9 protein-coding genes are annotated in these 12,716 nt (G+C 70.2%); 4 read left to right on the top strand and 5 right to left on the bottom strand.

Annotated elements, in window-relative coordinates:
* Nucleotides 1–774: an SDR family oxidoreductase gene (locus Microterr_RS02650; protein ID WP_263796289.1), complete on the bottom strand. Its 774-nt coding sequence runs from the start codon at nucleotides 772–774 to the stop codon at nucleotides 1–3.
* A gap of 153 nt (nucleotides 775–927) precedes the next feature.
* Here Microterr_RS02650 and Microterr_RS02645 point away from each other — a divergent pair, with 153 nt between their 5' ends.
* The 4 genes from Microterr_RS02645 to Microterr_RS02630 are packed head-to-tail and all read left to right on the top strand — an operon-like array spanning nucleotide 928 to nucleotide 4,655.
* Complete coding sequence (locus Microterr_RS02645) at nucleotides 928–2,163, top strand: acyl-CoA dehydrogenase family protein (protein WP_263796290.1); 1,236 nt, start codon at nucleotides 928–930, stop codon at nucleotides 2,161–2,163.
* 55 nt (nucleotides 2,164–2,218) lie between these two features.
* Nucleotides 2,219–2,395 (top strand): hypothetical protein, encoded by a 177-nt coding sequence (locus Microterr_RS02640; protein WP_263796291.1) that lies wholly within the window; start codon nucleotides 2,219–2,221, stop codon nucleotides 2,393–2,395.
* Nucleotides 2,396–2,454: 59 nt separating this feature from the next.
* Nucleotides 2,455–3,609, top strand: coding sequence for an AI-2E family transporter (locus Microterr_RS02635; protein ID WP_263796292.1), 1,155 nt, complete (start codon nucleotides 2,455–2,457; stop codon nucleotides 3,607–3,609).
* A 2-nt stretch (nucleotides 3,610–3,611) separates the two neighbouring features.
* Nucleotides 3,612–4,655, top strand: coding sequence for an ATP-dependent DNA ligase (locus Microterr_RS02630; protein WP_263796293.1), 1,044 nt, complete (start codon nucleotides 3,612–3,614; stop codon nucleotides 4,653–4,655).
* A gap of 2 nt (nucleotides 4,656–4,657) precedes the next feature.
* Here the strand turns inward: Microterr_RS02630 and ligD are convergent, their stop codons facing one another.
* The 4 genes from ligD to Microterr_RS02610 form a co-directional block, all read right to left on the bottom strand.
* Nucleotides 4,658–5,701, bottom strand: coding sequence for a non-homologous end-joining DNA ligase (gene ligD / locus Microterr_RS02625; RefSeq protein WP_263796294.1), 1,044 nt, complete (start codon nucleotides 5,699–5,701; stop codon nucleotides 4,658–4,660).
* A 32-nt stretch (nucleotides 5,702–5,733) separates the two neighbouring features.
* Entirely contained in the window at nucleotides 5,734–6,792 is a 1,059-nt protein-coding gene (locus Microterr_RS02620; RefSeq protein WP_263796295.1) for an SseB family protein, read from the bottom strand.
* 136 nt (nucleotides 6,793–6,928) lie between these two features.
* Nucleotides 6,929–8,494 carry an MSCRAMM family protein gene (locus Microterr_RS02615; protein WP_263796296.1) on the bottom strand — a complete coding sequence of 522 codons (1,566 nt, stop codon included), beginning with the start codon at nucleotides 8,492–8,494 and terminating at the stop codon, nucleotides 6,929–6,931.
* Between the two features lie 173 nt (nucleotides 8,495–8,667).
* A complete protein-coding gene (locus Microterr_RS02610) occupies nucleotides 8,668–12,681 on the bottom strand; it encodes a carboxypeptidase regulatory-like domain-containing protein (RefSeq protein ID WP_263796297.1) in 4,014 nt (1,337 codons plus the stop codon).
* Nucleotides 12,682–12,716: the final 35 nt, after the last annotated feature.

Raw genomic sequence — 12,716 nt, 5'->3', positions numbered from 1 at the left:
TCAGAGGAACGGGCGGATGCCCGCGCCGCCGTCGATCGGCAGGGTCTGCCCGGTGATCCACGCGGCGTCGTCGGAGAGCAGGAACGCCACCGGCCCCGCGACGTCAGCCGTCTCGCCGAGCCGCGCGAGCGGATAGGCGGCGGAGGCCTCGGCCTCGTGTCCTTCGTAGAGTGCGCGCGCGAACGCCGTCTTGATGACCGCGGGGGCGACCGCGTTGACCCGGATGCCGGGGGCCAGCTCGTACGCGAGCTGCATCGTCAGGTTGATGACCGCCGCCTTCGAGATTCCGTAGAACGCGATGCCGGGGCTGGCGCCGAGACCGGCGACCGAGGCGATGTTGACGACCGAGCGGCGCAGACCCGCGGCGACCGCGGCGCGCGTCCAGTCCAGGGTGGCGACGACGTTCACCTCGAGGATCTTCCGCGCGGCATCGGCGTCGATGTCGACGACCGGGCCGTACACCGGGTTGATCCCGGTGTTGTTGACCAGGTGATCGAGCCGGCCGTGCCGCTCGGCGACGTGAGCGAAGACGGCGGCGCGGTGCTCGGCGTCGTCGGCGCGACCGGCGACAGCGGTCGCCGCATCCCCGAGGCGATCGACCGCCGCATCCAGTGCGTCCTGCTTGCGACCGGTGAGGATGACGGCGCCGCCCTCGGCCACGAGGCGCTCGGCGATGGCGAAGCCGATGCCCCTGCTCGACCCGGTGATGACCGAGACGGTGCCGGCGAAGCGCGCGGGTCCGGACGGCACGGCGGACGGATCGGGAACGGGCATGGGCGCCTCCTTGCGCTGGCACATACCGGACGGTCGGTTTCGGGATCGACAGTAACACGCCGAATCGTGTGACACTCAGTTCCACTGGCGTTGGGATTGAGTTCCGCTAGAATCGCCGTGGCGGACGACGCCGACGATCGAAGGCAGCATCCCATGAGCGATTTCATCCCCGTGCCCGGTCAGCAGGTCGATTCCTACGACACCGCGGCCCCGCTCGACACCGACTACTACGCGGTGTTCGCCGACCTCTCGCCCGTCGAGCGCGACGCCTGGGACCGCGCCCGCATCTTCACCGGCGAGGTCGTTCCCGAGGTCGACGAGTACTGGGACCGCGGCGACTACAACCTCGCCTTCGCCCGCCGGATGGGCGAGCTCGACCTCTTCGCGGACGGCATCCAGCATGAGGGCCTCACCGCCCTGTCGCCCCTCGCGGCCGGGCTGATCAATATGGAGATCTCGCGCGGCGACGGCTCGATGGGCACGATCCTCGCCGTGCAGGGCGGCCTCGCACTGCGCACGCTCGCCCTGTTCGGCAGCGAGGAGCAGAAGGCGCAGCACCTGCTGCCGATCGCGCGCGGCGAGGAGCTCGCCGCCTTCGCCCTCACCGAACCCGACCACGGCTCCGACTCCGTCTCGCTGGAGACGCGCGCCGCGCGCCAGGCTGACGGCTCGTGGGTCGTCGACGGCGCCAAGAAGTGGATCGGCAACGGCTCCTCCGGCGGCGTCACGTTCGTGTGGGCACGGGTCGACTCCCCCGGCGCCGACGACCACGGCGCCGTGCGCTGCTTCCTCGTCCCGCAGGAGACGGAGGGGTACCGCGGCGTCCCGATCCTGGGCAAGGCCTCGCTCCGCGCGATCCACCAGGCGCACATCACGCTCACCGGCGTCCGCCTGCCCGCCGACGCGCTGCTGCCGGGGGCGCACAGCTTCAAGGACGCCTCGACCGTCCTGTACTCGACCCGCTCCGGCGTCGCGTGGTCGGCGCTCGGGCACGCGACCGCCTGCTACGAGGCCGCCCTCTCGTACGCGCAGCAGCGCGTGCAGTTCGGCAAGCCGCTGGCCAAGTTCCAGATGGTGCAGGAGCGCCTCACCCATATGCTCGAGGACCTCACCGCGATGCAGCTGTACTGCCGCTGGATGGCCGACCTCGAAGCCGCCGGCGACCTGCGCCCGACCCAGGCGTCGCTCGCGAAGTTCCACAACACGCGCGCGGCACGCCGCATCGCCGCGACCGCCCGCGACCTGCTGGGCGGCAACGGGATCCTCCTGGAGTACCGGGTCATGCAGCACATGACCGACATCGAGGCGATCCACACGTACGAGGGCACCGAGAGCGTGCAGGCACTGCTTATCGGCCGCGACATCACCGGGATGAGCGCGTTCGTCTGATCCTTCGCGGCCGCCGGCCGCGTATCAGGGACCGCGGCACGGCCTCCTGACAGACATGAGCCACACCATCGATCACCTCGGCATCCGCGCCGCCGACCGCGATCCCGCAGCCCGACCGCAGCGCCTGGAGCGCCCGGCGTCGCCGATCGAGCGCCTCATCGTCGCGATGCCGTCGGCGCGTGAGATGCGCACCCGGATCGCCCACCCGTTCCATCTGCACGGCGCGCACTGATCCGCGACTTCGGGGCCGACCGGATGCCGCCCCGCACCGCGGGCGGTTAGCCTCGGCCTATGGGCCTCTTCCGCAACGATCCCCAGCGCGTGCAGCTGGAATCCACCCAGACCGAGCTGCGCGCCACCGCTCCGCCGTGGAGTCTGTGGGCTGACGGATTCGGCAGGCTCGGCATCCGCTCGATCCAGCTCATCGTCGTCGTCGCGGTCGCCGCGGGGATCATCTTCGTCATACAGTCGCTCACCCTGGTGACCATCCCGCTCGTGATCGCCCTCATCCTCTCGTGCGCGTTCGCGCCGGTCATGCGGTGGATGAGGCGCCGCGGGGCGCCGGCTGCGCTCGCGACAGTCATCACCCTGCTCGCGATCGTCGTCATCCTCAGCCTGCTCGGATGGCTGATCGTCTGGGCGGTCCGCGATCAGTGGGATGACCTCTCCACCCAGGCCGAGGAGGGGTTCGCGCATCTGCTCGCCTGGGTGCGGACGTTGCCGTTCGACTTCGTGCAGCCCGATCAGATCGATGAGTGGGTCGAGACGCTGAAGGACTTCGTCACGAGCTCGCAGTTCGGCTCCGGCGCGCTCGCGGGCGTGAGCGCCGTCGCGAACTTCGTCACCGGACTGGTCCTGATGGTGACGATCCTCTTCTTCTTCCTCAAGGACGGCCCGCAGATGTGGGAGTTCCTGCTGCGGCCGTTCCATGGCGGTCACTATGTGCGGGCCCGGCGGATCGGCGACAAGACGGTCGGAGTGCTGGGCTCGTACGTGCGCGGTACGGCGACGGTCGCGTTCGTGGATGCCGTGGGCATCCTGATCGGTCTGCTCATCCTGCAGGTCCCGCTGGCCGTGCCCCTCTCCGTCCTGGTGTTCCTGCTCGCCTTCATCCCCATCGTCGGCGCGACGCTCGCCGGCATCCTGGCCGCCCTCGTCGCCCTCGTCGCGAACGGCTGGGTCAACGCCTTGTTCGTCGTCGGCGTGGTCGTGCTCGTCAACCAGCTGGAGGGCAACTTCCTGCAGCCGGTGCTGATGGGCCGATCGATGAAGCTGCACGCGTTCGTGATCCTGGTCGCCCTGACCGTCGGCACGGTGCTCGGCGGCATCGTGGGCGCGATCCTCGCCGTTCCCATCGCCGCAGCAGCCTGGGGTGTCATCCAGGTGTGGGACGGCCCCGACCTGCCCGCCCGCTGGGCGCGGCCCAAGTCGCCGATCGAGGCCTAGCCATGTCGTACGAGATCCCCGCACCGATGCTCGCCAAGGCAGTGCCCGCCATTCCCGACCCGGCCAAGACCCCCGGCGGGCTCAGCTTCGAGCCGAAATGGGACGGCTTCCGGGGCCTGGTCTCCTGGGACGGCGAGAACGTCGAGATCGGCAGCCGGGGCGCCAAGCCGCTCACGCGGTACTTCCCCGAGCTGGTCGAGGCGTTCACCCGGCTCCTCCCCGAACCGTGTCTGATCGACGGCGAGATCGTGGTGCCCCGCGGCGAGGTCGGCGCTCAGCGCCTGGACTGGGAAGCGCTGTCGCAGCGCATCCACCCCGCCGCCTCACGCGTCGAGAGGCTGAGCGTCGAGACACCCGCGATGTTCATCGCGTTCGACCTGCTCGCCCGCGGCGACCGCGACCTGCAGGGCGAACCGTTCTCGGTGCGCAGGGCCGAGCTCGTCGACCTGATCGGCGACCTGCCCGACCCCGTGCACGTGACCCGCACCACCGACGACCCCGCGCGCGCCGAGCGCTGGCTCGCCGAGTTCGAGGGTGCGGGGCTGGACGGCGTGGTGGCCAAGCCGCTCGCCCAGCCGTACGCACCCGGCAAGCGCACGATGCTGAAGATCAAGCATGCGCGCACGGCCGACGTCGTCGCGCTCGGGTACCGCATCCACAAATCAGGCCAGGGCGTCGGCTCGCTCCTGGTCGGGCTGTACGCGGCAGACGGCGCGCTCGTCCCGGTCGGCGGGGTCGCCGCATGGAGCGACAAGCGGCGTCTCGAGCTGATCGACGAGCTCGAGCCGCTCGTCGACCGCGACGCCGAGGGCGGGGCGGCGACCGGCGAGACCGAGCGCTCGCGGTTCAGCGGGTCGAAGGACGTGTCGTTCGTCAAGCTGCGCCCCGAGCGCGTGCTCGAGGTGCGCTACGACCAGCTGGAGGGCTGGCGGTTCCGCCACACCGTGCAGTTCGACCGCTGGCGGCCCGACCGAGACCCGGCCTCGTGCACGTACGAGCAGCTCGAGACGGTGTCGGCGTACGACCTGGGCGACGTCCTCGACTGACGTCACTCCGAGGCGGCCGGCCAGTTCTCCGGGTTGATGCGGCTGGGCTGCACGCGCGGCGGCTCACCCGGCATCTTGGGGAACTCGGGCGGGAACGGCAGCTCGCCGAGCCCGTTGTCCAAGTCGCGCTGCCACCACTCCAGGAGCGTGTCGATGCGTCCTGGCGCGCCCTGCAGGTCGGCCCAGGGGTCGCCGATGTCGGCGAGGCGCTGCGGCACGGTCCGCACGGTGAAGACGGTCGGGTCGACGCCGGCGGCCAGTTCGTCCCAGGTGACCGGCGTCGCCACGGTCGCCGTCGGCAGCGCGCGGGGGCTGTAGGCGCCCGCCATCGTGCGGTCACGGTTGGCCTGGTTGAAGTCGATGAAGATGCGCTCGCCCCGCTCTTCCTTCCACCAGTTCGTGGTCACCTTGTCGGGCAGGCGGCGCTCGAGCTCGCGGCCGGCGGCGATCACCGCGTGCCGCACATCCAGGAACTCGTGGGTCGGCTCAATCGGGCAGAACACGTGGATGCCCCGGTTACCGCTCGTCTTCAGCCACGGCTCGAGCCCCGCCTCCTGCAGCACCTCCCGCAGTGCGGGGGCGACGGCGGCCGCGTCGGTGAAGTCGGTGCCCGGCTGTGGGTCGAGGTCGATGCGCAGTTCGACCGGGTTGTCGGTGTTCGCGGCGAGGGAGGCCCAGGGGTGGAACACGACAGTGTTCATCTGCGCGGCCCACACGATCGCGGCCGGCTCGTTGAAGACGATCTGCGGATGCTTTCGCCCGCTGTTGTAGGTGCAGATGACCGAGTCGACGTAGTCGGGCGTGCCCTTCGGGGGGTTCTTCGAGAAGAAGCGCTCGCCCTCGATCGACTCGGGGAACCGCTCGAGCGACACGGGCCGGTGGCCGTTCGCGGAGAGGAAGGGACCGGAGACGGCGAGGAAGTACTCGGCGAGCTCGTGCTTGGTGATGCCGAGCTGGGGCCACAGCACGCGGTTGGGGCTGGACAGCCCGACTTCGCGATCGCCGTCCGCGCCCGGGACGGTCAGGGTGATGCGCTCGCTGGCCATGCTCCGACCCTAGGGGCGGGGCGCAGCATCCGTCACCCCTCGGTGCCCTCCTGCGCGAGGACGGGGCCGAGGTCGGCGCGTTCGATCTGGATCCATGGTCCGGCGGGATCGACGATGACGCCTGTGATCTCCTCGTCGGTGCGCAGCAGATGCGCGAGCTTCTCGACCGGGAGCGCGGCGGACTGGTCGCCACGGGCGGTGCCGGCGATCTCGACCGGGTGCGAGTACAGCTCGAGATAGCGACGACCGTCCGGGAGCCGGGTCTCGGCGATGCCGGTGCGCTGATCCGCGTCGGTGTTCACCGCCACCCAGACCGGCGCGGTGGCGAGGGCCGCGGCGACGACGGCCGCGGTCTCCGGCGTGCGTTCGCCCGCGAGCAGGGTCTTGACGGTCAGCTCGGGGTCGACGCTCGCGAGCAGTCGCTCGATGAACGGTCGAGGCAGGATCGCGCGATGCGGAGCGGACGCGTGGTCGATGATGAGTCCGCCGTAGGTGCCGCCCATGACGTACCTCAGCACGGTCAGGACGGGCTGACCCATCGCGGAGGTGTCGGCGTCGCCGTCGCCCGTGACGCTCGCCTGCAGCGCGGCGCCGCTCGCGTAGGCGAGCACATACTGCTGATCGTTGAGGATCGCGACACCGAGCGGCAGCTCCTTGCCCGCGGCGAGCAGGGCGCGCGCGTCGCCCTTCACCCGGAGGAACAGGTGGCCCTGCAGGAGGGCACGGCCGATGTGGATGAGATCCTGCGGCTTCGACTCCGCAGTGAGCTCCGACAGCGCGTGCCGCAGCAGCACATTGTCCTTGAGCCCGGGCACCGTCTCGGACGGCGCGGGCGCCTCGGCCGGCGGCGGCATGAATGTCGGGCGCGCGGGAGGCTGCTGCACCCCGAGGCCACGGAACGATGACGTCGAGATGCCGACCGCCGGGCTCGCGGGCGCGGGCCCTCTCTCCGTGGCGTGCTCTGCCTCGACTGCCGGATCGGGTGTCGGTGCGGGTGCGGGCTCCGGTTCGCCGGACGGGGTGGGCGCGCTCGTCGTGGCGGGCTCGACCTCAGCCGAGTCATCCTTCTTGCGCCGCGAGAACATTGCCATTCGGCCAGCCTACGTCGCCGCGCCGCACCCCTGAACCCACCGGCATCCCCGCGGGAAACCACTCCTCGTCCGAGACATCACGCGTGGCACGACGTCTCGGTGCAGGAGTGGTTTCCCGCGGACTGGGGGATGCCGGTCAGCCGACCTTGGCGGTGGCCTTCGAGGTCTTCGCCACCTTGGGGTAGCCCGACAGCTTCCCGGTCACCTTCACCGTGATCGTCTTGCCCTTCTGCGCACTCGTGAGCTTGAAGGTCGACTTCGTGGCCTTGCTGATCGCCTTGCCTGACGCGTACCACTGGTACGTGAAGGTCGTCTTCGCCGTCCACGTGCCGGGCTTCGCCGTCAGCGTCTTCCCGACCTTCGCGGTGCCCGAGATCGTCGGCGTCGCGACCACCGCCACCTTCAGCGTCTTCGCGCTCGTCTTCGCCACGACTCCGTACCCCGGCTTGATGCCCGTCACGGTCACGGTGATCTGCTTGCCGCGCTGGGCGGAGCCGAGCGTCAGCGTCGACTTCGTCGCCCCGGAGATCGTCACCCCGTTCGCGTACCACTGGTACGAGAACGTGGTGCCGGTGGACCAGGTGCCCGGCTTGGCGGCCAGCTTCGAGCCCGAGACCGCGGTCCCGGTGATCGTGGGAGTGCCGGCCGAGAGCTTCTTGGTGAGGACGGCGTTGACGCCGGTCTTCGCCTGTCCGGCCGTGAGGGCGAAAGTCTTCGCGGTGGTGAACGAGGTGCCGCCGCCGTAATACACGTCGGAGTAGCCACCGCCCGACGGGCCGACGATGCGGACCGCCCACGTGCCCGCGGGCAGGCCGGACACCGCGTAGACGCCGCTGTCATCGACGGACGTGTTGTAGTACTCCCAGAACGGACTGCCGTCGACCGTGATCTTGCGCGCGACGTACGCGTAGCTGTTCACGAGCGGCTCGCCCGCGGAGTCGGTGACCTTGCCCGAGACGCTCGCGCCCGCGACGAGCGATCCGTTGATGCCCGAGCGGGTCGTACCCTTGCCCACGGTGAAGGAGCCGGCGAGCGTGATGTTGTCGGTGCCGCCGTAGAACGAGTGGCTGAGACCGGATTCCTCGCTGCCGAAGAAGGCGGCGGTGTAGGTGCCGGCGCGCAGCCCGTTGACCGAGAAGTTCCCTGATGCGTCAGTCTGCGCGACCGCTCCGGACACGCCCTTCCACCGGTAGTAGCCCGTGGGCTGGTCGGGCTCGAAGATCTGCACGTACGCGCCCTGGAGGTTCGCGCCGCCCGTCGTCACCTTTCCGGTGACCGTCGCGCCCGTTGCGAGCGCGACATTCGCGCCGATGGCCGTCGAGGTCGCCGAGATCGCCGTCGCACTGTCGCGCGTCGCCTTGTCGTTCCACCACTCGTCGACGTAGTTCTGCCCGCTCGGTGCCGTGATCTCGAGGGTGTAGGAGCCGGCATCCAGCGCGGTGAAGGCGTACGCCCCTGCGCTGTCCGTCCGCACCGACTTCTGGTACGACCAATAGGCAGATGTGCCGGAGCCCGATCGCTTGTAGAGCGTCACGCTCGAGTTCGCGATAGCGGCGCCCCCGGACTCGGCGCTCACCGTCCCGGTGATGCTCGCGGTTCCGGCGGCGTGCGCGGCCTGCGGCAGGACGAAGGTGAACAACGACAGGACAAGCGCTGCGGCGACGGCGAGCGCCGCCGTCCGAGCGCGCGAAACGACACGCATGAAACTCCCCAAGTACCCGCCCCAGCGGGTGACGAACTCCCAGGGCCCGAGCCGTGGCTGCGAGCCGGCGTCACGAGGTCGTGGCGCTGGCTCCTTCCTAGCACGGAGACATCACGCGAACGGTCCACTCTTCGCGCCGACACGCGACGCGCGGCGCGGAGAGGGGATGCCGGTCAGCCGACCTTGGCGGTGGCCTTCGAGGTCTTCGACACCGTCGGATAGCCCGACAGCTTCCCGGTCACCTTCACCGTGATCGTCTTGCCCTTCTGCGCGCTCGTGAGCTTGAAGGTCGACTTCGTGGCCTTGCTGATCGCCTTGCCTGACGCGTACCACTGGTACGTGAAGGTCGTCTTCGCCGTCCACGTCCCCGGCTTCGCCGTCAGCGTCTTCCCGACCTTCGCGGTGCCCGAGATCGTCGGCGTCGCGACCACCGCCACCTTCAGCGTCTTCGCGCTCGTCTTCGCCACCGAGGTGAAGCCCGACTTCTTGCCGGTCACCTTGACGGTGATCTGCTTGCCCTTCTGCGCGGCTGCGAGCTTGAGCGTCGACGCCTTCGCGGCAGTGATCGCGGTGCCGTTCGCGTACCACTGGTAGGTGAAGGCGGTGCCGGGGGTCCAGGCTCCCGGCTTCGCCGTCAGTGTCGCTCCGACGACCGGGGTCCCCGAGATCGTCGGCGTCTTCGACGTCAGCGCCGGGGGCGGGGCAACGCCGAGCCGGAGATCCGTGTCTTTCAGGTCCGCGCCGGCCGCGACGGTCAGTGCCGAACCGCCTGCGGGCGTGCCCGCCAGCGTGGTGCTCGTGATCCGGCAGCCGCCCGCAAGCGGTGTCCCCTTGTATGAGTCGTTCCCCACGCAGATCTTGTAGGTGCCCGGCTTGACGGGCACGGAGTACCGGCCGAGCTCGCCGTCGGTGGCGAAGCCGCTCGCCACCTCGACTCCCGCGGTGGTGTACAGCCGGAGCAGCGCATCGTCCAGCCATACCGTCGTCCCGGCCTCCGGCACCCCGCTGATGTTGCCCGAGATGACGCCGGCGCGCCCCAGCTGACCGGCAGCGACGGCCACGTCCCCACCGGCGGTCACCGTGAAGGTGGTCGCCTCGGCTCGCACGACCTGTCCGCCGAGCCACTCGGGGGCGTAGTACGAGTCACCTCCGGCCGGCCCGTCGAATCCGTGCGCTCCGAAGCGGATGCTGTACGTGCCCGGCGCGAGACCGCCCACCGAGTAGGTGCCGTCCTCGAGGGTCACCCCGACCTCGGTGGGGAAGCTCGACGTCGTCTTGTAGACGAACACGTCCATGTCGGGGATCGGCGTCGACGTGCCGCGCTCGGTGAGCTTGCCGTGCAGGGCGCCGGCCTGCACGAGGGAGATGTTCTTGGTCTGCGTACCTGCGACGGCGGTCAGCGTCACGGACTGCGGCACGAATGACTCATCGAACGTGTCGACGTCGACGCGGTAGTTGCCGCCGGCGCGGAGACGGTTGGTGAAGGCGTACGTCCCACCCGCGCCGGTGTCCACGCTGGTGACGTAGCGGCTCGAGCCGTCCCCGTAGATGCGGGAGAGCATCACGGTCGCGTCGGCGACAGGGCCGCCGCCGCCGGTCACCGTGCCCGTGAGCGTCGCGTTGTTGGGGAGCAGCGTGATGTTCTTCCCGGTGACCGTCGCCGCTGCCACGGTGATCGTCGCCGCGGCCCCGAGCGTCTCGTCGTCGTCGAACCAGCCGTCGGCGAATCCGGGCACTCCGGTGACCTGCACCTTGTAGGTGCCGGCGGGAAGATTCTGGATGGCGTAGCTGCCCGAGGTCACGACGCCGGAGCGCGTGCGGAACGTCGATGTGTTCTGCGCGGTCACGAACACCCCCGACCAGTTCGACACCCCTGCCGCCGCGATCGTGCCGCTGATGCCGCCGGTTGGGCGAGGCAGGAACGTGGTCATCCCGGTGGCCGTCGTGGCGCCGTTCGCCGCGCTCACGTGGGTCGCGCTCGCCGCGGTCGTCGCACCACCCAGCCAGAAGTCCGGGTACGTCGAGTCGGTGGGGTCGAACTGGAGGGTGTACTCCCCCGCGATGAGGCCCGAGAACGCGAACGTTCCGTCTGCGGCAGGCATGCGCGATTGGGTGAAGCCCACCGAGCCGTTCGCCGCCCAGGTGTACGCCGTGACGTAGACGTCATCGGTGGCCGTGCCGTTGGGCAGCTTCACGGATCCGGTGATCTTCCCGCCGGTCACGAGTGCGATCGGCTGCGTCACGTTCGCCGCCGACACCGCGAGTGTCTTCGCCGTCGCCGACTCCGTCCCGCCGCCGAGCCACCACTCGAGGTAGTCGACGGAGGAGCCCGCCGCGACGTGCAGGGTGTACGTGCCGGGGGCGACCCCGGTGAAGGAGTACGCACCGCCGGCGGGGGTGGTGAGGGACCGCACGGCGCCGTCGTTCTTGTCGATGAGCGTCACCGTCTGTCCGGTCAGCGCAGTGCCTCCCGCGGTGACGGTGCCGTTCACGGTGACGCCGGTGTACGCCTGGTTCACCGTCTTGGTGGCGTCGGCGGCCAGCGTGAAGAAGGTGGCGGCGGCGAGCCTCGTCGCGCCGCCGGCGAACACGGTGTCCAAGTCGGCGGGCGCGAACCGCAGGGTGTACGAGCCCGCAGCCAGTCCCTTGATCCGGTAGGTGCCGTTCGAGGCGGTGACGCCTGTCGCGACCTGTCCTGACGGCGACCACACCTCCACCGTCGCTCCGGCTACGGGCGCACCGCCCGGTCGGGTCACCGTGCCGGTCACGGTGGCGCCGGCGGGCAGGACGAAGTCGCGATCCTGGTCGACACCGCTCGCCACCGAGATCGGTACCTGCGTCGGATCGCCGGTGTGCTTGACCCGCAGGAGGTAGTCGCCCGGTCGCACCTGAGTGAGCGAGTAGTCGCCGGTCGCCGAGGTCGTCACCGATCTCGGGTTGCCTGTCGTTCCTTCGGTCGGAGTCAGAGTCACGGTCGCGCCGGACACCGGGTCGCCGGCCGTGTCGGTCACGGTCCCCGAGACGGTCGCCGTCGCGAGCAGCGCCACGTTCCGGGTCAGTGTGGCGTCGGACGCCAGGGCGAACGCGTCGGCGTCAAGCGGGTCGCTGACGTACTTGCTGTCCCAGTACTCGCTCAGCATCGCGCTGCCGGAGGGCGCCTGCGTCTCGAGCGTGTACGTGCCGGGGGCCAGCCCGGTGAAGCTGAACGCGCCGTTGCCGGCGGTCGACGCCGAGTCCGTCCACAGCGCGTCGCCGCCGGTGATCTCATAGAGGGTCACGTTCGCGCCGGCGACGCCGACCGCGCCACCCGCAACCGTGACCGTACCGCTGATGGTCGCGCCGGCCGAGAGCAGCGCGTTTATGCCTGTGCGGTGCTGCCCGGCGGTGAGCGGGATCGGCGTCGCGGCGGCAGCATCCGGTTTGTTGTCCCACCATTCGGTCATCAGGGTGAAGTCGCCGTCGTCGAACTTCGCCTTCCACGTCCCGGCCGGCAGAGCCGGGGAGACATAGGCACCGTCATCTCCGGCATACGCGTAGGCGGCGGGATTCGTCTCGCTGCCGTAGTAGAGGCTCACCGTGCTGTTCGCCCGCGGACCCCCGGGCCCGGTGACGGACCCCGCAATCGTTGCGCCCACGGCCAGCTCTGCGCTGCGCGTGAGGTTCCCCGACACCGGGAAGGATTGCGCGGTCGCCTCGGTGGGCTTGTTCTCCCAGTACTCGGTGGCGAAGGGACCTTCCCACGGCCCCTCGAACTTCACGCCGTAGGTTCCGGTCTCGACCCCGGAGATCGCGTAGAGCCCGTTCTCATCCGTCGGCGCGCTGCCGTAGTAGTTCCAGAAGTCGAACTGGTCATTCCAGATCTGCAGGGTGACATAAGCCCCCTCGATCGGCCCACCACCGCCGGTCACCGTGCCGCTGATCGTCCACGGCCCGTCGCCCTGTTCATCAGGGGCGACGGGAGCCCGGCGAGTCCCTCGGTCGGTCTCGGTAGGCGGTGCCGACGACGTGGGGGACGCCGCCGGCACCGGGTCTGCGGGGGTGGAGGGTTCGCCGGTCGGCTCGGCGGACGCGCCGGCATCCTGCGCTCCGGCGCGAGCCGGGTCGGCCGGCGCATCGTCAGCGAAGGCCGGCGGCGAAACGGCCGTCAGCAAGCCCGCAGCGAGCGCCACGGCTCCCAGCCGCGCCACCCATGTCCTCGCAGCGTGTCCGCGCGCAGCAAGCA

This window comes from Microbacterium terricola, assembly GCF_027943945.1.
GTDB lineage: Bacteria > Actinomycetota > Actinomycetes > Actinomycetales > Microbacteriaceae > Microbacterium > Microbacterium terricola.
This window is presented reverse-complemented; position numbering and strand designations above follow the sequence as displayed.